The organism is Aureimonas endophytica, assembly GCF_014642635.1.
GTDB lineage: Bacteria > Pseudomonadota > Alphaproteobacteria > Rhizobiales > Rhizobiaceae > Plantimonas > Plantimonas endophytica.
The window spans coordinates 409,890-431,797 of sequence record NZ_BMIQ01000004.1 but is presented as its reverse complement, the minus strand read 5'-3'; the positions used below and the strand labels follow the sequence as shown (position 1 = coordinate 431,797).

The following is a 21,908-nucleotide window of genomic DNA, read 5'->3' as shown; positions in this document are numbered from 1 at the left end:
CGATCCACCTTTCTGTTTATAAATCGGTAACAAGCGCGTCAGCGGCACTGCCCGGCCTTGCGTCAACGGGGGAAGCATGATTGGCGGAAGCTTCCCGCGATCCCGATGCGCGGCACGGGACTCGATCGTTCGATTGACCCTGGCGCCGTCAGCGATTACCTCACGGCCATGGCCATCCGACCCCTCGTCATTCTGCCCGATCCGCTGCTTCGCAAGGCATCCCGGCCGGTGGAGCGCGTCGACGCCGACCTGAAGCGCTTCGCCGACGACATGCTGGAGACGATGTATGACGCCCCCGGCATCGGCCTCGCCGCCGTGCAGGTGGGCGAACTCCTGCGCATGCTCGTCATCGATGTCGCGGGCGAGGACGAGGAGAAGCGCCCGCAGGTCTTCCTCAACCCCGAGATCCTCGCCCGGTCCGACGCGATGTCGACCTACGAGGAGGGCTGCCTGTCGATCCCGGACTATTACGCGGAGGTCGAGCGGCCGGCCAAGGTGACGGTCGGCTATCTCGGCCTCGACGGCGCGACGCACGAGCTGGAAGCCGAGGGCGTCCTCGCCACCTGCCTCCAGCACGAGATCGACCATCTGAACGGCGTGCTCTTCATCGACCATATCTCCAAGCTGAAGCGCGACATGGTGGTGAAGAAGTTCACCAAGGCCGCCAAGCGCGTCTCCGCCTGACCATCCGCCGTCGCGAGGGCCGGACATGGCGCTGAAGCTCGTCTTCATGGGAACCCCGGCCTTTTCGGTGCCGGTGCTGCGGCGCCTCGTGGATGACGGGCACGAGATCGCGGCGGTCTATACCCAACCGCCCCGCGCCGCCGGCCGGCGCGGCCTCGCGCCGACGCCCTCGCCGGTCGAGACGGAAGCGCGCGCCCTCGGCCTCGACGTTCGGAGCCTTGCCTCCTTCAAGCGCGAGCCGGCGGAAGTCGAGCGCCTCGCGGCTCTGAAGGCCGATATCGGCGTCGTCGTCGCCTTCGGCATGCTCCTGCCCCAGGCGGCGCTCGACGCGCCCCGCCATGGCTGCCTCAACGGCCATGCCTCGCTGCTGCCGCGCTGGCGCGGCGCGGCGCCGATCCAGCGGGCGATCGAGGCGGGCGACGCCGTGACCGGCACGATGGTGATGCGGATGGAGGCCGGGCTCGACACCGGCCCCGTCGCCGAGACGCGCGAGACGCCGATCGGCCCGTCCGACACGTCCGGCGACCTGCACGACCGGCTCGCCGCGCTGACGGCCGAGGCGATGGCGGCCGCGCTGCGCCGGCTGGAGGCCGGCACGCTCGCCTTCGAGCCGCAGGAGGCGATCGCCGCCCGCACGGGGCGCGAGCCGCTCTATGCTCGCAAGATCGAGAAGAGCGAGACGCGGATCGACTTCGCCGGGACCGGCGCCGCCGTCGCGGCGTGGATCAATGCCTTCTCGCCCTTTCCCGGCGCCTGGACCCTGATCGACTGCGGGGCGGGGCCGGAGCGGGTGAAGCTCCTGCGCGCCGTCGCGGAACCCGGCCTCCACGGCGCGCCCGGCACACTTGTCGACGAGGGCCTGACGGTCGCCTGCGGGACGGGCGCGGTACGCCTTCTCGAATTGCAGCGGGCCGGCGGCAAGGCGATGGGGGCTGCCGACTTCCTGCGCGGCGCCAATCTCCGTCCCGGCGCGCGGATCGGGTCCGATGCCCCGCTATAAGCTGATCGTCGAATATGACGGCACCCCCTATGCCGGCTGGCAGCGGCAGGAGAACGGGCCTTCCGTGCAGGGCGCGCTGGAGCGGGCGGTGGAGGCCTTCTGCGGCGAGCGCGTCACCGTCTTCGGCGCCGGGCGCACCGATGCCGGCGTCCATGCCATCGGTCAGGTGGCCCATATCGACCTGTCCCGCGAATGGCGCACCGACACGGTGCGCGACGCGATGAACGCGCATCTGCGCGAGGACAGCGTCGCGGTGATCGAGGCGGCGGTCGTGCCGGTGGATTTCGACGCCCGCTTCTCGGCCCGCCGGCGCCACTACGTCTACCGCATTCTCGACCGGCGCTCGCCGGCCGCCATTCTCAAGGGCCGCGTCTGGTGGGTGTCGCGCCCGCTTGATGTCGCCGCCATGGACCGCGCCGCCAAGCGCCTCGTCGGCACCTACGACTTCTCGACCTTCCGCTCGGCCAATTGCCAGGCGAAGAACCCGGTGCGCACGCTCGACCGGCTGGACGTCGTGCGCGCGCCGGACGGCGGCGTCGAGATCCTCGCCTCCGCCCGCTCCTTCCTCCACAATCAGATCCGCTCCTTCGCCGGGTCGCTGAAGCTCGTCGGCGAGCATCGCTGGAGCGACGACGACGTCACGGCCGCGCTGGAGGCGCGCGACCGCAAGCGCTGCGGCCCGGTGGCGCCGCCGGACGGGCTCTATTTCGTCGGGGTCGATTACGAGACTGAAGCGGAGCTTGCCGCGCCGCGATCACTTCTGCCGACATATTCGATCACGTCCTTGGCAGAGCCGGCGGCGGGGCGTAGTTAAGGCCGCATATCGCAATGCAACAGGCAGGAAGCCGGGCGCGAAGGGAGAGCGCGGCCGGCCAGGAAGGCATTCGTCCGAATGCCCCGGTCCCGCCGCGCCCGCCTGGATGAGGAGCCCTCCCATGAGCGAAGCCGCCGCGCTCGACCGCAATCCGCCCGCCGATCCCGACATGGCTCCCGTTTCGCGCCGCACCGCCCTGGTGGTGACGCTGGCGCTGGCGGTCGGCAGCTTCGGCGTCGGCACCGGCGAATTCGCCATCATGGGCCTTTTGCCGGACGCGGCGCGCGAACTGAACGTCTCGACGCCGGAAGCCGGACATCTGATCAGCGCCTATGCCTTCGGCGTCGTCGTCGGCGCGCCGGCCATCGCGATCCTCGCCGCCAAGCTGTCGCGGCGCGCGCTCCTGCTGCTTCTCATGCTGGCCTTCGTCGCCGCCAATCTGGCGAGCGCCGTGGTGCCCGGCTATCTGCCGCTGGTGATCACCCGCTTCGTCTCCGGCTTTCCGCACGGCGCCTATTTCGGCGTCGCGGCGCTCGTCGCCGCCTCCATGGCGCCGCCGAGGAAGCGGGCCCAGGCCATCGGCCGCGTCATGCTCGGCCTCACCACGGCGACCCTCGTCGGCACGCCGCTCGCCGCGGCGCTCGGCCAGTTCTTCGGCTGGCGGGCGATGTTCGTCTTCGTCGGCGCGGTCGGCGCGGCGGCGCTGGTACTGCTCTGGGCGACGCTGCCGCGCGACCGCGTGGCGGAAGGGGCGAGCGCGCTGCGCGAGCTCGGCGCCTTCATGCGCCGGCAGGTCTGGCTGACGCTCGGCATCGTCGCCGTCGGCTTCGGCGGCATGTTCTCGGTCTTCAGCTATATCGCCTCGACGGCGACGCTGGTCGCGGGCCTGTCGGAGGACTTCATTCCGATCATCCTGGCGCTCTTCGGCATCGGCACGATCGCCGGCAACATCATCGGCGCCTGGCTCGCCGACCGCTCGCTGATGGGCACGCTCGCCGGCATGATGATCTTCAATGTCTGCGTGCTGGTGCTCTTCTCGCTGACCGCCCAATCCGCGCCGCTGCTCGAACTCTGCGTCTTCCTCATCGGCTTCGGCATCGCCGTCGGACCGGCGGTGCAGTCGCGCCTGATGGATGTCGCGGGCGATGCGCAGACGCTGGCCGCCGCCTCCATGCATTCCGCCTTCAACGTCGCCAACGCGCTCGGCGCCTGGCTCGGCGGGCTGTCGATCGCGGCGGGCTACGGCTATGCCTCGACGGGCTGGGTCGGCGTCACGCTCGGCCTCGCGGGCCTCGGCATCTTCGCCGTTTCCTGGCTGGACGAGCAGGCGAGCCGCCGCGAGGCGGCGGCGGCGGCGGGTTGCTCGGCCTGACGGGCCCGTCCTATTCCGCCGGCGCGAGCAGCGCGTGGCGGTCGGGCGCGGCGCGATAGACGCCGAGATTGCGGAACTCCGCCGAGAAGAAGCGCAGCTCCTCAAGGGCGCGTGCCACCGGCGGATCGTGCGGATGGCCCTCGATATCGGCATAGAACAGCGTCGCCGAGAAGGTGCCGCCGATCTGGTAGCTTTCCAGCTTCGTCATGTTGATGCCGTTGGTGGCGAAGCCCCCGAGCCCCTTGTAGAGGGCGCCCGGAATGTTGCGGACGCGGAAGATGAAGGTCGTCACCACGTCGTGGCTGATATAGGCGCGGCCGCGCTCGGTCGGCTGCGGGTCGCGCGCCGCCCAGAGCGACAGGCGCTGCTCCTCGGAATCGGAGGGCGGCAGCTTCTCGGGATCGCGCAGGATCACGAAGCGGGTGACGTTGTTCTCCGAGTCCTCCACGTTGCGGTCGAGGATCTCCAGCCCGTAGAGCCCGGCCGCGAGTTCGGGGGCGAGCGCCGCCTGGCTCCGATCGCCTCCTTCCGAGACCTCGCGCGCCGCGCCCGCCGTGTCGCCGGCGATCACCGCCTTCCAGCCGTTGCGGCGCAGATATTGCCGGCACTGGCCGAGCGCGTGGACATGGCTGTGGACGCTGACGATCTCCTCCCGGCGCGTGCCGGGCAGGGCCATCAGCTGGAAATGGATCGGCATGAAATATTCGCCGACGATCTGCAGGCCGGAATCGGGCATCAGCCGATGGATGTCGGCGACGCGCCCGGCCAGCGTGTTGTCGATCGGAATCATCGCATGGCTCGCCTCGCCGTTCTTCACGGCGGCGAAGGCGTCGTCGAAGGAGGGACAGGGCAAGGGCTCCAGCGCCGCGCCGAAGACGGCCCGGCAGGCCATGTCGGAATTGGCGCCCGGCTCGCCCTGGAAGGCGATCCTCGGCGAGACGGCACTCATCGGACGGCTCCCGAGGCATAGAGGGCACGGGCGCGTTCGAGATCGTCCGGCGCGTCGACGCCGAGCGGCACGGCCCTGACGATGCTGGCGTCGATCCGCATGCCGGCCTCCAGCGCGCGCAGCTGCTCCAGCTTCTCGCGCGTTTCGAGGCTCGAGGGGCCGAGCGCCACGAATCGCTCCAGCGCCGCGCGCCGATAGGCATAGAGCCCGACATGGTGATAGAGCGGCCCCGGCCCCCAGGGTGCCGTCGCGCGGGTGAAATAGAGGGCGCGCAGCCGGTCCTGCCCGAGCGGCGCGCCGACGAGCTTCACCACATTCGGATTGGTCTTCTCCGCCTCGTCCTCGATCTCGACGCAGAGCGTCGCGATGTCGCAGGAGGGCTCCGCGAAGGGCGTCAGCACCTCGCGCACCGTCTCCGGCTCGATCGTCGGCAGGTCGCCCTGCAGGTTGACGATCGTCTCGGCCTCGCCCTTCGGATCGATCGCCTGGAGCGCCTCGAAGATCCGGTCGGAGCCCGACTGGTGCGCGACGGCGGTCATCACCGCCTCGAAGCCCGCCGCGCGCACCGCCTCGGCGATCTCGGCCGTGTCGGTCGCGACCACGACGCGGCCGATCCCGGCGGCGCTGGCGCGTTCGGCGACGCGCACGATCATCGGTTTGCCGGCGATGTCGGCGAGCGGTTTTCCGGGCAGGCGCGTCGAGGCGAACCGGGCCGGCACGAGAACGAGAGCGGACATGCTGCGAGTAATTTGGAAAGATACCAAAGGACGGATTGAATGATCTGAGGCGCGATGCCAAAAGGGTTCGCGTCCGCGCTTCCATACAGGCGTTGCGACGAACTTGCCAAGACCGCCGGGTGGGCGAGCCAGGGGAGGCCGCCGCCGGCCTACCGACGGGACTTCGCTTTCCATGGATTCATTCGAGGCCAACAAGATCTTCGGGGCGATCCTCGGCGTGGTCTTCGTTCTGTTCGGCGGCAGCCTTCTGGCGGAAGCCTGGTTCAGTTCCGAAGCACCGGAAAAGCCGGGCTATGCGATCCAGGCGCTGGAGACGCCGGCCGCCGGCGGGGGAGCCGGGGCCGACGCCAATGCCGTGCCGCCCGCCGCGCAGATCCTCGCCAGCGCCAGCGCCGATGCGGGGCTCGCCCAGTTCAAGAAATGCCAGGCCTGCCACAGCGGCGAGAAGGGCGGCCCGAACAAGGTCGGCCCGGATCTCTGGGGCGTCGTCGGCCGGCCGATCGCCAGCCACGAGGGCTTCAGCTATTCGGCGGGCCTCAAGGACTTCGCCGGCCAGGGCGACGGCAAGTGGGACTTCGAGAAGCTGAACCACTTCATCCATGGTCCGAAGGACTATGTGAAGGGCACGGCGATGGGCTTCGCCGGCATCAAGAACGACAAGGATCGCGGCGACCTTCTCGCCTACCTGCGCACGCTGTCCGACAATCCCGAGCCGCTGCCGACGGCGGATGCCGCCGCCACCGCGCCCGCCGCGCCCGCGACCGAGCAGCCCGGCACCACGACCGCGCCCGGCAATGACAGCCAGCCGCAGGCGCCGGCCGCCGGTGTCGGCGCCACCCCGGCCAAGCCCGCGACGCCCCCGGCGCCCGCCCCGGCGCCGTAAAGGGCCGGCTCCGGCCTCGGCGCAGCCTCCTCGGCGCCGCGCCGCGCCCGCCCCCAAGCGCTTGCCAAGGCTAAACTTTCGTTTATCGCCTTGGCTTGCCGAAGGATGGCCACAAAATCCGTCTGACGTGCCCGAACCATCCGGAGAGCCCGTTGACGATTCATCGCCCGTCCCGCCGCCATGTCCTTCTCGCCGGCGCGAGCCTCGCGCTCGCGCCCCGCCTCGGCTTCGCCGAGGAGGCGGCGCCCGCCGCGACCGAGGCGGCGCCGATCCAGCCCGCCGCGCCGGCGGCCGCCGCGACGCGCGACTGGCGCATCGGCCTCGGCCTCATCGAGGCGCCGAAATACCAGCCGGGCTTTCTGCATTTCGACTATGTCGATCCGGCCGCGCCGAAGGGCGGCCAGCTCCGCCTCCAGTCGATCGGCTCCTTCGACACGCTCAATCCCATCCTGTCGAAGGGCGACCCGGCGGAAGGGATCGGCCTCGTCTTCGACACGCTGATGAAGGCGTCGGAGGACGAGAGCTCGACCGAATACGGCCTTCTCGCCGACGGCGTGTCCTATCCGGCCGATTATTCCTCCGTCACCTATCGCCTCCATCCGAAGGCCCGCTGGCACGACGGCCAGCCGGTGACCGGCGAGGACGTGGTCTGGAGCTTCGAGCAGCTGAAGGAGCTCAATCCGAGCCAGGGCTTCTACTATCGGCACGTCGCCTCCGCCGCCGTGACCGGCGAGCGCGAGGTGACCTTCACCTTCGACGAGAAGAACAATCGCGAGCTGCCGAACATCGTCGGCCAGCTCATCGTCCTGCCGAAACATTGGTGGACCGGCAAGGACGCATCCGGGCGCCAGCGCTCCGTCGCCGAGACGACGCTGGAGCCGCCGCTCGGCTCCGGCCCCTATCGCATCGCCGCCGTCAGCGCCGGGCGCGGCGTCACCTACGAGCGGGTGAAGGACTATTGGGGCGCCGACCTGCCGGTGAATGTCGGCCAGAACAATTTCGACCGCATCGACTACACCTATTTCCGCGACGATTCCGTCGCCTTCGAGGCCTTCAAGGCCAACCAGTTCGACTTCTGGTCGGAGAACAAGGCCTCGCGCTGGGCGACGGGTTACGACTTTCCGGCGGTGAAGGACGGCTTCGTCAAACAGGAGCGCTACCCCAATCCCTATCGCACCGCCGGGCTGATGGTCGGCTTCGCGCCCAATCTCCGCCGGCCGCTGTTCCAGGATCTGCGGGTGCGGCGGGCGCTGAACCTCGCCTTCGACTTCGAGACCATGCAGCGCACGCTGTTCTTCGGCGAGTACCGGCGGCCGAACTCCTTCTTCTTCAACACCGATCTCGCCTCCTCCGGCCTGCCCGGCCCGGCGGAACTCGCCTTCCTGGAGCCGCTGAAGGGCAAGATCCCGGACAGCGTCTTCACCACCCCTTACGAGAACCCGGTCGGCGGCGACAACGCGAAGATCCGCGACAATCTCCGCGCGGCGTTGCAGCTTCTGAAGGAGGCGGGTTGGGAGCAGCGCGGCGGCCGGCTCGTCAACAGCGCCGACGGCCAGCCCTTCGCCTTCGAGCTTCTCCTCAACGGCGACACGCTGACCGGCGTCGCCGGCCAGTATCAGCAGAGCCTGAAGCGCATCGGCATCGAGATGGCGCTCCGCCCCGTCGATCCGTCGCAATATATCAACCGCATCCGCGGCCGCGACTACGACATGATCTATACCGGCCTCGCCCAGTCGCTGTCGCCGGGCAACGAGCAATACGACTTCTGGAGTTCGAGCGCCGCCGACAAGCCGGCCTCGCAGAACTATGCCGGCATCAAGGACCCGGCGGTCGACCAGCTCGTCGTCGACGTCGTCCAGGCCAAGGACCGCGAGACGCTGATCGCGGCGACGAAGGCGCTCGACCGCGTGCTCCTCGCCAACCAGTACATGATCCCGTCCTATGTCGCCTCGGATGTCCGCGTCGCGATCTGGGACCGCTTCTCGCATCCGGCCGAACTGCCGAAATATTCGATCGGCTGGCCGGCCCTCTGGTGGTGGGACGAGGCCAAGGCCGCCAAGTTGCCGGCGCCGCGCACGTGAGCAGCGCCTGTCTTTCGCGCCGCCGCTTCGGGCAGCTGGCGCTCGGGGCCGGCGCCGCGGCGGCCCTGCCGCGCCCCCTCTTCGCCGAGGTGCCGGCCGACACGCCGGTGCACGGCCTTTCCGCCTATGGCGATCTCAAATACGGGCCGGATTTCCAGGCCTTCGACTATGCCAATCCGGCGGCGCCGAAGGGCGGCACGCTGAATCTCAGCGTGCCGAACTGGTATCTGAACCAGAGCCCGCAGACCTTCGACACGCTGAACACCTTCACGCTTCAGGGCAATGCGGCGCCGCGTCTCGAAAAGCTCTACGATTCCCTGATGGTCGGCGCGCTGGACGAGCCGGACGCGATCTATGGCGCCTTGGCGGAAAGCGTCGCGATCTCGGTCGACCGGAACAGCTTCACCTTCCGCCTGCGGCCGGAGGCGCGCTTCTCGACCGGCGCGCCGGTGACGGCGGAGGATGTCGTCTTCTCCTATCGCCTCATGAAGGAGAAAGGCCATCCTAGCCTGACGATCACGCTGCGCGACCTCACCGACGCCGTGGCCGAGGATGCGCGCACCGTCCGCCTCGTCTTTTCCGGCCGCCAGACGCCGCAGAGCGTGCTCGAAGCTTTCCAACCGGTGATGCCCATCCTGCCGAAGAGCTTCTTCGACGGGCGCGACTTCGAGCGGACCGGCCTCACCGAGATTCCGGGCAGCGGGCCCTACCGGATCGGGCGCTTCGAGACGGGGCGCTTCATCGAATATCACCGCCGCGAGGACTATTGGGCGCGGGACCTGCCCTTCGCGCGCGGTCTCGACCATTTCGACATCCTGCGCATCGACTTCTTCCGCGACCGCCAGCCGGCGCTGGAAGCCTTCAAGAAAGGCCAGATCACCTTTCGCGAGGAATTCACGACGCGCAGCTGGGCGAGCGAATACGATTTTCCCGCCGTGCGCGAGAAGCGCGTCGTCAAGGCGGAGTTCCCGCAGGAGAAGCGGCCGCGCTTCCAATGCTGGGCGCTGAACCAACGGCGCGAGCGGTTCCGCGAGGTCAAAGTGCGCCGCGCCATCAATCTCTGCTTCGACTTCGAATGGACGAACGCCAATCTCCTGTTCGGCCTGCGCAGCCATTCCGATTCGCCCTTCGAGGGATCGGACTATAAGGCGACGGGCAAGCCTTCGCCGGAGGAACTGGCGCTGCTCGACCCCTTGCGTGGTCAGCTGCCGGAGGAGGTGTTCGGCGAGGTCTGGGCGCAGCCGGTCTCCGACGCCTCGGGCAACGACCGCAAGCTTCTGCGCGAGGCGCTGCGGCTCTTTTCCGAAGCGGGCTGGACGCAGAGGAACGGCCGGCTGAGCAATGCGCGGGGCGAGGCTTTCACGCTCGAATTCATGATCAACGGCGCCGAGCAGCAGCGCGTCTACGGCAAGTTCTTCGAGACGCTGCGCCGGCTCGGCGTCGACGCGACGTTCCGGCTCGTCGACGAGGCGCAGTATCAGGACCGCCAGCGCCGCTTCGACTACGACATGATCCTCGCCGCCTTCTCCCTGTCGGCGACGCCGACGCAGCCGAGCCTCGAACTCTTCTTCGGTTCGAAGCAGCGGGACGTCGAGGGCTCCTACAATTTTCCCGGCATGGCGGATGCGGGCGTCGACGCCTTGATCGAGCGGGTCGGCGCCGCCCGGGACCGGGCGAGCTTCACCATCGCCATGCGCTGCCTCGACCGGCTGCTGCGAGCGCGGCTCGACTGGCTGCCGAATATCGGCGCCGGAATGCACCGCGTCGCCTATTGGGACATGTTCGGCTTCAGGCAACCGAAACCCGACTATGGCTTTCCCGTCGAGTCGCTATGGTGGTACGACGAGGCCAAGGCCAAGGCGATCGGCCGGGCCTGACCGGCCCGATCCCTTGCCGCGAGCCGTTACCGAAAGAGGGTCATGGGCGCCTATATCCTCCGACGCCTTCTCCTGATGATCCCGACCCTGTTCGGAATCATGGCGATCTCCTTCCTCGTCATCCAGTTCGCGCCGGGCGGCCCGGTGGAACAGGTGATCGCGAACCTGTCCGGCCAGGGCGGCGGCGCGGCCGACCGCGTCGGCGGCATGTCGGGCGATTTCGGCACCAATGCCAGCGGCGAGGCCTCCGGCTATCGCGGCGCGCAGGGGCTGGACCCCGCCTTCATCGCCAAGCTCGAACAGCAGTTCGGCTTCGACAAGCCGCCGCTCGAGCGTTTCGGCCTGATGATCTGGAACTATCTGCGCTTCGATTTCGGCGAGAGCTATTTCCGCTCCGCCTCGGTAATCGACCTCATCCTGGAGAAGATGCCGGTCTCGATCTCGCTCGGCCTCTGGATCACCCTTCTCTCCTACGGCATCTCCATCCCGCTCGGCATCCGCAAGGCGGTGAAGGACGGGTCGAGCTTCGACACCTGGACCTCGGCGGTGGTGATCGTCGCCTATGCCGTGCCGGGCTTCCTGTTCGGCGTGCTCCTCATCGTGCTCTTCGCCGGCGGCTCCTTCTACGACTGGTTTCCGCTGTCGGGCCTCACCTCCGACAATTGGGCACAGCTCTCCTGGCCGCAGCGGATCCTCGACTATTTCTGGCATCTGACGCTGCCGCTGATCGCCATGTCGCTCTCGGCCTTCGCGACGACGACACTTCTGACGAAGAACTCGTTCCTCGACGAGATCCGCAAGCAATATGTCGTCACCGCCAGGGCCAAGGGCCTCGCCGAGCGGCGCGTCCTCTACGGCCACGTCTTCCGCAACGCCATGCTGATCGTCATCGCCGGCTTTCCGGGCGCCTTCATCTCCGCCTTCTTCACCGGCTCGCTTTTGATCGAGACGATCTTCTCGCTCGACGGTCTCGGCCTTCTCGGCTTCGACAGCGTCTACAAGCGCGACTATCCGGTGGTCTTCGCCACGCTCTACATCTTCTCGCTGATCGGCCTTTTGACCTCGCTCCTTTCCGACCTCACCTATACCTGGATCGATCCGCGCATCGATTTCGAAAGCCGGCAGGTCTGACGCCATGGATCAGCCGACCCCGAACGATCGCGCCGAGCGCCCCGGTGACGTGCCCGCCCCGGAAGAGGCGCGCGAGGACCGCGCCATCGACAGCGCCGGCACGGCGCAGCTCGCCCCCGGCGCGCGGGTCGTGCGCTCGCGGCTCTCGCCGCTGAACCAGCGCCGGCTCCAGAACTTCAAGGCCAACCGGCGCGGCCATTGGGCCTTCTGGATCTTCGCGCTGCTCTTCGTCGTGACGCTCTTCGCCGAGCTGATCGCCAACGACCGGCCGCTCCTCGTCGAATACAAGGGCGAGTTCTACTACCCGCTCGTCACCGACTATCCCGAGGAGACCTTCGGCGGCTTCCTGCCGGTGACGAACTATCGCGATCCCTTCATCCAGGAGGAGATCGGCAACAATGGCTGGATGATCTGGCCGCCGATCCGCTATTCCTATCGCACCGTCAACAACGAGATCCCGACCAACGCCCCCTCGCCGCCCTGGTGGCTGCTGACGAAAGAGGAGCGCTGCGCCAAATATCCGAACGGCGTCGCCGACGTGAACTGCACGCTCGGCAACTGGAACTGGCTCGGCACCGACGACCAGGCGCGCGACGTCCTGGCGCGCATCGTCTACGGCTTCCGCATCTCGGTACTCTTCGGCCTGGCGCTGACGGTATTCTCGGCGCTGGTCGGCGTCTCGGCCGGGGCGGTGCAGGGCTATTTCGGCGGCTGGACGGACCTCATCTTCCAGCGCTTCATCGAGATCTGGTCCTCGATCCCGACGCTCTTCGTGCTCCTCATCATCGCCTCGATCCTGCCGCCCGGCTTCTGGATCCTGCTCGGCATCATGCTGCTCTTCTCCTGGGTCTCCTTCGTCGGCGTGGTGCGGGCCGAGTTCCTGCGCGCCCGCAACTTCGAATATGTGAACGCGGCCCGGGCGCTCGGCGTGAAGGACCGCACCATCATCCTCCGCCATCTCCTGCCGAACGCGATGGTGGCGACGCTGACCTTCCTGCCCTTCATCCTGAACGGCTCGATCACCACCCTGACCTCGCTGGACTTCCTCGGCTTCGGCCTGCCGCCCGGCTCGCCCTCGCTGGGCGAGCTCCTCCAGCAGGGCAAGAACAACCAGACGGCGCCCTGGCTCGGCATTTCGGGCTTCGTCGTCCTGTCCCTGATGCTCTCGCTGCTCGTCTTCGTCGGCGAGGCCGTGCGCGACGCCTTCGACCCGAGGAAGACGTTCAGGTAGGATGGCGGCCATGAACGAGATCCGTCGCGGCCCACAGGAATACCAGCATCGAGGATGCCGTGGCGCGGGTCAGGGACCTTCGCGACGAGTGGGACGACAGGTGACGGTGCCGGTCCATCCCGACGCGAACGCGATCATCCGACTGGCGGACGATCGCGATCCCGCGCTTCTCCGGTTCCCGCGCCGCCTGAACCGAATCCGCGCGTCCTTCGGCGGCAAGGCACCCGAGGCCATCCAGGTGGCATCGGCCTCTCTCGCGGGATGCCGGCTGATCGTCGCCTCGGACAAGCGGCTGCGGACTCCTCCCGAAATCCGGCGCGTCGGCGTCGAAGACCTTGATGAGCTGGTCGATCTGTCATGAATTCCACCGAGCATCGCCACGATCATTCGCATTCCCACGGCCATTCGCACGACCACGCGGAAGGGGCGAGCGAGCGGCGGATCGCCGTCGCGGCGGCGCTGACCGGGCTGTTCATGCTGGCCGAGATCGCCGGCGGCCTCATCTCCGGCTCGCTGGCCCTCCTCGCCGATGCCGGCCACATGTTCGTCGACTTCGCCGGCCTTGCCCTCGCCTATCTGGCCTTCCGCATCGCCCGCCGCCCGGCCGACGCGCGCAACACCTATGGCTACGACCGCTTCCAGATTCTCGTCGCCTATTCGAACGGCCTCGTGCTCTTCGGCATCACCTTCGTCATCGTCATCGAGGCCTGGCGCCGCCTCGCCGCGCCGGAGCCCGTCCTCGGCGGCACGATGCTGGCCGTCGCCATCGGCGGCCTCCTCGTCAATATCGTCGCCTTCTTCGTCCTCCATGGCGGCGACAAGGAGGACCTCAACCTGCGCGGCGCGCTCCTTCATGTGATGGGCGACCTTCTCGGCTCGGTCGCGGCCATCGGCGCCGCCCTCGTCATCCTCTGGACCGGCTGGACGCCGATCGATCCGATCCTCTCTGTCGTCGTCTCGCTGCTGATCCTCGTGAATGCTTGGCGCCTCGTGCGCGATGCCGGCCATATCCTTCTCGAAGGCGCGCCGGCCGGGGTGGAGACCGGCGCGATCGGGCCGGGGCTGACGCGCGAGATCGCCGGCGTCGTCGACATCCATCACGTCCATGTCTGGGCGATCACCCCGAAGCGGAAGGCCGCGACGCTCCATGCGCGGATCGCCGAGGAGGCGGACGCGCCGGCGGTGGTGCGGTCGATCAAGCTCGCCTTGTCCGAGCGCTTCGGCATCTCGCATGCGACCGTCGAGATCGAATACGGCCTCTGCGCCGATCGCGGACTCGCGGGCGGGCACGAGCATGGCCACGATCACGATCACGGCCATTCGCACGATCACCCGCATGCCGAAGCCCATCGGCACAAGGATCGCCATGAGCATCGCCATGGCGAAACGGGCCGGGATGCGCCGCATGTCCATCCGCGCCTGTCCGGAGCGCCGGCATGAGCGCGGCGACGCGGGCTCCCGAGCCGGCCGGGCAGCCGCTTCTCGATGTGCGCGACCTTTCCGTCGCCTTCCACCAGGGCGGGCGGACCTCGCTGGCGGTCGATCGCGTCTCCTTCGCCATCCGGCCGGGCGAGACGCTGGCGCTGGTCGGCGAATCGGGCTCCGGCAAGTCCGTCTCGGCGCTGTCGATCCTGAAGCTCCTGCCCTATCCGGCCGCCAGCCATCCGGGCGGCGAGGTGCGCTTTGCCGGACGCGACCTCATCGGCTGCGACGAGCGGGCGCTGCGCGCCATTCGCGGCAACAAGATCTCGATGATCTTCCAGGAGCCGATGACCAGCCTCAATCCGCTCCATACGATCGCCGATCAGGTGGGCGAGATCCTCACCGTCCATCGCGGTCTCGGCCGGCGCGAGGCGAAGGCGCGCGTTCTCGAACTCCTGCGCCAGGTCGGCATCCGGGAGCCGGAAAAGCGTCTCGACGCCTATCCCCATCAATTGTCCGGCGGCCAGCGCCAGCGCGTGATGATCGCGATGGCGCTCGCCAACGAGCCGGACCTCCTCGTCGCCGACGAGCCGACGACGGCGCTCGACGTGACGGTCCAGGCGCAGATCCTGGAGCTCCTGAAGGAACAGCAGCAGAAGCGCGGCATGGCGATGCTGTTCATCACGCATGATCTCGGCATCGTGCGGCGCATCGCCGACCGGGTCTGCGTCATGTACAAGGGCCGCATCGTCGAGGAAGGGCCGACGGCCCGGATCTTCGCCGAGCCCCGGCACGACTATACGAAGCGCCTCCTCGCCGCCGAGCCGAAGGGCCGGCCGCCCGCCGCCAATGCCAACGCGCCCGTCGTGATGGAAGGGCGCGGCGTGAAGGTCTGGTTCCCGATCAAGACCGGCTTCTTCCGCAAGGTGACCGGCCATGTGAAGGCGGTGAACGGCATCGATCTTACCGTGCGCGCCGGCCAGACGGTGGGCGTCGTCGGCGAATCGGGCTCCGGCAAGACGACGCTCGGCCTCGCGCTCTGCCGCATGATCTCCTCGCAAGGCGAAATCGCCTTCGAGGGCCAGCGGATCGACGACCGCTCCTTCGCCGCCATGCGCCCCTTGCGCGAGCGCATCCAGATCGTCTTCCAGGACCCCTTCGGCTCGCTCTCGCCGCGCATGTCGATCGCCGACATCGTCGGCGAGGGGCTGGAAGTGCATGCGCGCAAGCTTTCCTCCGAAGCGCGCGACCGCCGCGTGGTGGAATCGCTGGAGGAGGTCGGGCTCGATCCGGCCGCCCGCTTCCGCTATCCGCACGAATTCTCCGGCGGCCAGCGCCAGCGCGTCGCGATCGCCCGCGCCATGGTGCTGAACCCGCGCTTCGTGATGCTGGACGAGCCGACCTCGGCCCTCGACATGAGCGTCCAGGCCCAGGTGGTCGATCTCCTGCGCGATCTTCAGAAGAAGCACGACCTCGCCTATCTCTTCATCAGCCACGATCTGAAGGTGGTGCGGGCGCTCGCCAACGAGGTGATCGTGATGCGCAATGGCGAGGTCGTGGAACGCGGCCCCGCCGCCGAGATCTTCGAGCGGCCGAAGACGGACTACACCAAGGCGCTGATGGCCGCCGCCTTCGACATCGCCACCACCAGGACAGGAGCCGCCGCGCAATGAGTTCGGCGCATTATCGCGATCTTCTGGCCGACCAGCCGCTCGATGTCGAAGTCCTGTCGCGCGAGCGGCTGGCGGACGGCTTCCGCAATTTCGAGGCGGTGACGGTGACGCACGAGGCGCTGGACGGGGCGCGCCGGATCGGGCCGCTCCGCCGCGAGCTCCTGTCCACCGGCTCGGTCGTCGTGGTCGTTCCCTACGATCCGGTGCTCGACGCGATCGTGGTGATCCGCCAGTTCCGCATCGGCGCGGCGCTGAAGACGGGCCATGCCGCCGCGCTCGAACTGCCGGCCGGCGTCGTCGATCCCGGCGAGGAGCCGGACGCCGCCGCCGCCCGCGAGCTCTTCGAGGAGAGCGGGCTGAAGGCGCTGGCGCTGGAGCGCTGCTTCACCATGCTGCCCTCGCCCGGCCTCACCGACGAATATGCGATCATCTATCTGGCGCTGGTCGACGCCTCGCGGCTTCAGACCTCGGCCGGACTCGCCGACGAGCACGAGGACATCCGCCCGATCGCCGCTCCCGCCGGGCGCCTGATCGAGGCGGTGGACGACGGGCGCATCGAGAACGGTTTCCTCATCGCCTGCACCCATTGGTTCGCGCGGAAGGGCCGCCCGCTCGCCAACGGGCTGGCCGCCAGCCTGGAGGCGGCCAGCGAGGCCGGGTGAATTCGAAAGGGGATCGCCACGTGACCATTCTCATTTCCATCACGGGCTACGACCCCGAACGCTGGGCCGAGATCTTCCGCCGCGCCGCGCCCGGGCGGCAGGTGGTGACGGCGCCCGCCGGCCCGGCCGATCCGGCGATCCGCTACGCGATCGTCTGGAAGCAGCCGGAAGGGCTGCTCGCCGGCCTGCCGAATCTTACGGCCATCTTCTCGCTCGGCGCCGGGGTCGACCACATCCTGCGCGACCGCACGCTGCCGGATCGCCCGGTGGTGCGGATCGTCGCCGAGGACCTGACGGCGCGCATGAGCGAATATGTCGTCTGGCGGGTGATGGACCATTTCCGGCGCGGCTTCGCCTATCGGGCGCAGCAGGGCCAGAAGCTCTGGCACGAGCGGCTGCAACCGGCGGCGCGCGAGATCACCGTCGGCATCATGGGCCTCGGCAATCTCGGCCGGGACGCGGCGGAGAAGCTGAAGGTCCTCGGCTTCCGCGTCGCCGGCTGGTCGCGCACCGAGCGCCGGGTCGACGGCGTCGATACTTTCGCCGGCGAGGCGGGGCTCGGCCCCTTCCTGGCGGCGAGCGACATCCTCGTCGTGCTCCTGCCGGCGACGCCGGAGACGAAGGGCATTCTCGATGCGAAACTCCTCTCCCGCCTGAAGCGGCAGACGCCGCTCGGCGCCGGTCCCGTCCTCATCAATGCCGGGCGGGGCAGTCTCCAGGTCGAGGCCGACATCCTGGCGGCGCTGGACGCCGAGCGCCTGTCGGAAGCCTCGCTCGACGTCTTCGAGAGCGAGCCCCTGCCGGCGGCGAGCCCGCTCTGGACGCATCCGCGCGTCTTCGTCACGCCGCATGCGGCGGCCGTGTCCGACCCGACCGCCCTCGTGCCGGAAATCCTGAAGCAGATCGAGGCCTTCGAGCGCGGCGAGCCGCTGCGGCATGTGGTGGACCGTCAGGCGGGCTATTGAGGCGCGACGGCGCAGCGTCCCTCCTTCTCCCGGCTCGGGAGGAGGCGCGGCCAAGCGGATGAGGGAAGCATAGGGGGATCGGCCCCGCCGGATGGGGCCATGACATCGAAGAGCGGCGGTCTTCGACTCCCTCATCCCCTGCCGGGACCTTCTCCCGGCTCGGGAGAAGAGAGCGGTTTCGCCGCCGCGCTATCCGAGCCGCTTGCGGCTGGTGACGAAGACCCCCTTCGCCTCGAAGCGGCGGCGGGTTTCGGCGAGCGGCTCGATCGTCACCGCCATGTGGAAGGCATTGGCGTGGAGCAGCCGTTCGGCGTCGAGCATGAGGCCGACATGGCCGCGCCAGAAGACGAGATCGCCGCGCCGCAAGGACTCGCCTTCGGGAAGCCCCGTCCCGAGCACGGCCTCCTGCATGTCCGTGTCGCGCGGCGCCGCCATGCCCGCCATGTGCAGCGCCGCCTGGACGAGGCCCGAACAGTCGGTGCCGGCCGCCGTCTTGCCGCCCCAGAGATAGGGCGCGCCGAGCCAGCGCTCGGCCGTCGCGACGAAGTCCGGCAGCGCCGCGTCCATGCCGAGGAGATGCTGCACGACGACGGCGCCCTCCGGCTCGACCAGCGCATAGGTCGCGTTATGGTCGCTCGCCTCCCCGACCGTCGCCAGCAACGCGCCCATCGGCAGATGCGCCAGCACCGGCCGCTTGATGTCCGGCCCCGGAAACAGCAGCGTCGAGGGCGCGGCGACGCGGTGGGTGGGCGCCGCGCCGGGCGCGCCGAGATCGCCCGCCGCCATCCAGCCGACATAGCCGTCCGTATCGAGCTGCGCCCAGGCCCAGCCGTCCTCCGCCCGTGTCTCGAAGACGCGGACGCCCTCGCCGAACAGCGCCTCGGTCTCCTGCATCGCGTCCGGCTCCGGCGCGCGGCGGAGCGGCGCGACCGGCACGGCGACGCGGCACGGCTCGCCCTCGACGAAGCGCGCGGCGGCGACGCGCCCTTCGAGGCGCCGGTCGGCGAGATCCGGCCGATAGGCGTGGAGACGGCGGTCGAGCGCCTGGTCGGTCATCGGCGGGATCTCCTGGCGCGGCCGGTTCAGGCGGCCGGATAGCGGCTTTCGAGAACGCGGTGCAGGGCGCGGATCGCCTGCGCCTCGCCGCCGACCGGGCCGAGCGGGCCAGCCTGCGGGCGCCAGCCGAAGACGTCGAAATGCGCCCAGCTCTTCGCCTTCTCGACGAAGCCCTGAAGGAAGAGCGCCGCCGTGACCGCGCCGGCGAAGCCGTCGCTCGTCACGTTGTTGATGTCGGCCACCTTGGAGGCGAGGTTCCTCGCATAGGGCTGCCAGAGCGGCAGGCGCCAGATCGGATCGGCGACCGCTTCGGAAGCCTCGCGCAGCGCCTCGGCGAGGCCCTCGTCCTCGGTGAAGAAGGGCGGCAGGTCGGGGCCGAGCGCGACGCGCGCCGCGCCGGTCAGCGTCGCCATGTCGATCAGGAGTTCCGGCGCCTCCTCGTCGGCGAGCGCCAGCGCGTCGGCGAGGATCAGCCGGCCCTCGGCATCGGTGTTGCCGATCTCCACCGTCTTGCCCTTGCGGCTGCGCAGGATGTCGCCCGGCCGGAAGGCGCTGCCGGCGATGGCGTTCTCGACCGCCGGCACCAGCACCCGCAGCCGCACCGGCAGGCGCCGGCCCATGACGATGCGCGCCAGGGCGAGCACGTTCGCCGCCCCGCCCATGTCCTTCTTCATCAGGAGCATGCCGGAGGAGGGCTTGATGTCGAGCCCGCCGGTGTCGAAGCTGACGCCCTTGCCGACCAGCGTCACCTTCGGCGCGCCGGGATCGCCCCAGCTGAGGTCGATGAGGCGCGGGGCGACGGCGCTGGCCCGGCCGACGGCGTGGATCATCGGAAAATTGGCGGCCAGCAGCGCGTCGCCGACCGTCACGGCGACGTCCGCGCCGAATTCGGCGGCGAGCGTCCGCGCCGCATGTTCCATGCCGTCCGGCAGAAGGTCGTTCGCCGGCGTGTTGATGAGGTCGCGCGCGAGGCGGATCGAGCCGGCGAGAAGCGCCGCGATGTCGGCTTGCGCTCCCCCCTCGCCCTCCAGCGTCGCGGTGGGCGGCTCCTCCTCCGCCTTGTAGCGGTCGAAGCGATAGGCGCCGAGCGCGAAGGCGAGCCGGGCGAGCCCGGCATCCAGCGGATGGCCCTCGGCGAGGCGCCAGGCGCCGGCCGGCAGGGCCTTGCCCAGCGCGCCGGCGAGGAGCGAGGTGGCGGGACTGGCGGTGCCGCGCTTGCCGAGGCCGAGCAGCGCCGCGCCGACGCCGCCGCCCTCCGGCACCAGCAGCACCTCGCCGGCGCCCGCCTTGAAGCGGCAGGCTTCCGCCCAGGCGCGCGCCGCCTCGGGCAGCGCTTCCAGTTCCTTCGCGAAAACCGGCCAGACCGGCCGTGCCGCGCCCTTCGTCTCGTCCATCGCCTCGATCACTTCCGCCGCCTCAACCGCCAGACAAGGTTAACGAACCATTGTCGGCCGAGCCTTGCGGCTTAACGGGTTTGCCCGCCGCCGCAAAGACCGCCTTCGCGGAGGATCGACCTTGCCATTTCGTCTCGCCGGGTGCTCCGGCGCCGTCCGCGCCGGCCTTCTCGGCCTCGGCGCCCTTTCGCTGCTTTCCACCGGCGGCTGCCTGTCGCGTCACAACACCTCGCCGATGATCACCGGCTCGATCCGGCCGGCCGGCGGCGCGGCCGCGCCGACGCAAGGGTTCGAGCGCATGACGCCGACCGAGCTCGGCACGGCGGTCGAGACCTATGGCGTCAGCTACGAGAAGAACCCGAAGGACAAGGCGACCGGCCTCACCTATGCCTCGCTGCTCCAGATGACCGGGCGCAACGACCAGTCGCTCGCCGTGATGCGGCAGGTGGCGATCGCCAATCCGAAGGATCGCGAGGTGCTAGCCGCCTATGGCAAGGCGCTGGCGGCGGCGGGCGACCTGCCGAAGGCGCTGGAAACGGTGCGCCGCGCCCAGACGCCGGACTATCCCGACTGGCGGCTCTTCTCGGCCGAGGGCGCGATCCTCGATCAGCTCGGCAAGCCGGAGGAGGCGCGCGTCCTCTACCGCAAGGCGCTCGACATCCGGCCGGACGAGCCCTCGGTCCTGTCCAATCTCGGCATGTCCTATCTTCTCGCCAACGACCTGAAGTCGGCGGAGACCTATCTGCGCCAGGCGACCGCGCGCCCCGGCGCAGACAGCCGCGTGCGGCAGAATCTCGCGCTCGTCGTCGGCCTCCAGGGCCGCTTCGACGAGGCGGAACGCATCGCCGGCGCCGAACTGCCGCCGGCGGACGCCGCGGCGAATGTCGCCTATCTGAAGCGGATGCTGGCGCAGCAGAACACCTGGTCGATGCTGAAGGACAAGGACGGCCGGAAGTCGTAGCGGCTCACCCGGTCGAGGCGACGACCTGGATGATCGCCGGCCCGAGGATCACCGCGAAGAGGACCGGCAGGAAGAACAGGATCATCGGCACGGTCAGCTTCGGCGGCAGGGCGGCGGCCTTCTTCTCGGCGAGATTCATGCGCGCGTCGCGCCCTTCCTGCGACAGGACGCGCAGCGCCTGGCCGAGCGGCGTGCCGTAGCGCTCGGCCTGGACAAGGGCGGTCGTCGCCGAGCGCACGTTCTCCAGGCCGACGCGCCCGTTGAGATTCTCGTAGGCCGTGCGGCGGTCCTCCAGATAGGCGAGCTCGGCGCAGAGCAGCACGAGTTCCTCGGCGAGCGGCACCGACTGGACGCCGATCTCCTCCGAGACGCGGCGGAAGGCCGCCTCGATCGCGAGACCCGATTCCACGCAGATGAGCAGGAGGTCGAGCGCGTCCGGCCAGGCGCGGGCGATCGACTGCCTGCGCTTCTTCGCCTTGTTCGAGATGACGATCACCGGCAGGTAGAAGCCGAGATAGGCGACGGCGAGGCAGGCGATGAGGCGCATGCCCGCTCCGCTTTCCGCGAAGAGCCCGAGGCCGAAGATATAGGCGAGGGCGAAGAGGAAGAGGCCGAGCGGCAGCGCCGTGCGGAAGAACAGGAACAGCGTCAGCGGCCGCTGGCCGCGATAGCCCGCCTGACGCAGCAGTGCCGTCGTCTTCTCGTCGGCCAGCGCCTTCTTCAGGTTCAGCCGCTCCACCACCTTGGCGGCGATGCCCTGGTCGTCCTGCTGGCGCGCCGTGCCGCGCCGGTCCTTGTCGGTGGAAAGGCGCGCCCGCTCGCGCGCCCGCATCTCCTCGCGCTCCAGCGCCACGGCCTTCATACGCGACTTCAGCCCGCTGCCCTGAAGCAGCGGCATGGCGAGCGACAGGACCGTGGCGAAGACGGCGACGCAGACGAGAAGGCTCAGCACCAGCGAGGACGAGAGGCCGAGGCTGTCGAAGGTCTGGTCGAGGGAGGCGCGCTGCATGGTCGGA

20 protein-coding genes are annotated in these 21,908 nt (G+C 69.3%); 15 read left to right on the top strand and 5 right to left on the bottom strand.

Features of this window, described 5'->3' with window-relative positions; genetic code table 11:
* Positions 1-168 precede the first annotated feature (168 nt).
* From def to IEY14_RS15510, 4 genes are all read left to right on the top strand, one after another.
* Positions 169-684 (top strand): peptide deformylase, encoded by a 516-nt coding sequence (gene def / locus IEY14_RS15525; RefSeq protein ID WP_188910026.1) that lies wholly within the window; start codon positions 169-171, stop codon positions 682-684.
* A gap of 25 nt (positions 685-709) precedes the next feature.
* The gene (fmt, locus tag IEY14_RS15520; protein WP_188910024.1) at positions 710-1,684 is read left to right on the top strand and encodes a methionyl-tRNA formyltransferase; all 975 of its coding nucleotides are present in this window, start codon (positions 710-712) and stop codon (positions 1,682-1,684) included.
* Positions 1,671-2,498: a tRNA pseudouridine(38-40) synthase TruA gene (gene truA / locus IEY14_RS15515; RefSeq protein ID WP_188910022.1), complete on the top strand. Its 828-nt coding sequence runs from the start codon at positions 1,671-1,673 to the stop codon at positions 2,496-2,498. The genes fmt and truA overlap by 14 nt, the downstream gene beginning before the upstream one ends.
* A gap of 121 nt (positions 2,499-2,619) precedes the next feature.
* Positions 2,620-3,870, top strand: coding sequence for an MFS transporter (locus IEY14_RS15510; RefSeq protein ID WP_188910020.1), 1,251 nt, complete (start codon positions 2,620-2,622; stop codon positions 3,868-3,870).
* 10 nt (positions 3,871-3,880) lie between these two features.
* On the opposite strand, the gene IEY14_RS15505 is transcribed toward IEY14_RS15510, so the two are convergent.
* Together IEY14_RS15505 and IEY14_RS15500 are read right to left on the bottom strand one after the other, a co-directional pair.
* Positions 3,881-4,819, bottom strand: coding sequence for a prephenate dehydratase (locus IEY14_RS15505; RefSeq protein WP_188910018.1), 939 nt, complete (start codon positions 4,817-4,819; stop codon positions 3,881-3,883).
* Positions 4,816-5,556, bottom strand: coding sequence for a 3-deoxy-manno-octulosonate cytidylyltransferase (locus tag IEY14_RS15500; RefSeq protein ID WP_188910016.1), 741 nt, complete (start codon positions 5,554-5,556; stop codon positions 4,816-4,818). Before IEY14_RS15500 ends, IEY14_RS15505 begins: the two co-directional genes overlap by 4 nt.
* 172 nt (positions 5,557-5,728) lie before the next feature.
* Between IEY14_RS15500 and IEY14_RS15495 the strand changes: the two genes are divergently transcribed.
* The 10 genes from IEY14_RS15495 to IEY14_RS15450 all read left to right on the top strand — a co-directional run bounded on the left by IEY14_RS15495 (position 5,729) and on the right by IEY14_RS15450 (position 17,481).
* The gene (locus IEY14_RS15495) at positions 5,729-6,439 is read left to right on the top strand and encodes a c-type cytochrome (protein WP_188910014.1); all 711 of its coding nucleotides are present in this window, start codon (positions 5,729-5,731) and stop codon (positions 6,437-6,439) included.
* A 152-nt stretch (positions 6,440-6,591) separates the two neighbouring features.
* Entirely contained in the window at positions 6,592-8,520 is a 1,929-nt protein-coding gene (locus IEY14_RS15490; protein ID WP_244639491.1) for an extracellular solute-binding protein, read from the top strand.
* Positions 8,517-10,397 (top strand): extracellular solute-binding protein, encoded by a 1,881-nt coding sequence (locus IEY14_RS15485; RefSeq protein WP_188910012.1) that lies wholly within the window; start codon positions 8,517-8,519, stop codon positions 10,395-10,397. The genes IEY14_RS15490 and IEY14_RS15485 overlap by 4 nt, the downstream gene beginning before the upstream one ends.
* Positions 10,398-10,439: 42 nt before the next feature.
* Positions 10,440-11,528 carry a microcin C ABC transporter permease YejB gene (locus IEY14_RS15480; protein ID WP_188910010.1) on the top strand — a complete coding sequence of 363 codons (1,089 nt, stop codon included), beginning with the start codon at positions 10,440-10,442 and terminating at the stop codon, positions 11,526-11,528.
* Between the two features lie 4 nt (positions 11,529-11,532).
* Positions 11,533-12,759 (top strand): ABC transporter permease, encoded by a 1,227-nt coding sequence (locus IEY14_RS15475; protein ID WP_188910008.1) that lies wholly within the window; start codon positions 11,533-11,535, stop codon positions 12,757-12,759.
* A gap of 10 nt (positions 12,760-12,769) precedes the next feature.
* Complete coding sequence (locus IEY14_RS15470) at positions 12,770-13,120, top strand: hypothetical protein (RefSeq protein WP_188910006.1); 351 nt, start codon at positions 12,770-12,772, stop codon at positions 13,118-13,120.
* Positions 13,117-14,199 (top strand): cation diffusion facilitator family transporter, encoded by a 1,083-nt coding sequence (locus tag IEY14_RS15465; protein WP_188910005.1) that lies wholly within the window; start codon positions 13,117-13,119, stop codon positions 14,197-14,199. Before IEY14_RS15470 ends, IEY14_RS15465 begins: the two co-directional genes overlap by 4 nt.
* Positions 14,196-15,854 carry an ABC transporter ATP-binding protein gene (locus IEY14_RS15460; RefSeq protein ID WP_188910003.1) on the top strand — a complete coding sequence of 553 codons (1,659 nt, stop codon included), beginning with the start codon at positions 14,196-14,198 and terminating at the stop codon, positions 15,852-15,854. The genes IEY14_RS15465 and IEY14_RS15460 overlap by 4 nt, the downstream gene beginning before the upstream one ends.
* On the top strand, positions 15,851-16,516 hold the full coding sequence (locus IEY14_RS15455; RefSeq protein ID WP_188910000.1) for an NUDIX domain-containing protein: 666 nt from the start codon (positions 15,851-15,853) through the stop codon (positions 16,514-16,516). The genes IEY14_RS15460 and IEY14_RS15455 overlap by 4 nt, the downstream gene beginning before the upstream one ends.
* Before the next feature lie 20 nt (positions 16,517-16,536).
* Complete coding sequence (locus IEY14_RS15450; protein WP_188909998.1) at positions 16,537-17,481, top strand: 2-hydroxyacid dehydrogenase; 945 nt, start codon at positions 16,537-16,539, stop codon at positions 17,479-17,481.
* A gap of 189 nt (positions 17,482-17,670) precedes the next feature.
* Here IEY14_RS15450 and IEY14_RS15445 read toward each other — a convergent pair whose 3' ends face one another.
* On the bottom strand, positions 17,671-18,537 hold the full coding sequence (locus IEY14_RS15445; RefSeq protein ID WP_188909996.1) for a C40 family peptidase: 867 nt from the start codon (positions 18,535-18,537) through the stop codon (positions 17,671-17,673).
* Between the two features lie 26 nt (positions 18,538-18,563).
* Positions 18,564-19,931: a leucyl aminopeptidase family protein gene (locus tag IEY14_RS15440; RefSeq protein WP_188909994.1), complete on the bottom strand. Its 1,368-nt coding sequence runs from the start codon at positions 19,929-19,931 to the stop codon at positions 18,564-18,566.
* 121 nt (positions 19,932-20,052) lie between these two features.
* On the opposite strand from IEY14_RS15440, the gene IEY14_RS15435 reads away from it, so the two are divergent.
* Positions 20,053-20,892 (top strand): tetratricopeptide repeat protein, encoded by an 840-nt coding sequence (locus IEY14_RS15435; RefSeq protein ID WP_373288983.1) that lies wholly within the window; start codon positions 20,053-20,055, stop codon positions 20,890-20,892.
* 4 nt (positions 20,893-20,896) lie between these two features.
* Here the strand turns inward: IEY14_RS15435 and IEY14_RS15430 are convergent, their stop codons facing one another.
* Positions 20,897-21,901, bottom strand: coding sequence for a type II secretion system F family protein (locus IEY14_RS15430; RefSeq protein ID WP_188909992.1), 1,005 nt, complete (start codon positions 21,899-21,901; stop codon positions 20,897-20,899).
* Positions 21,902-21,908 lie beyond the last annotated feature (7 nt).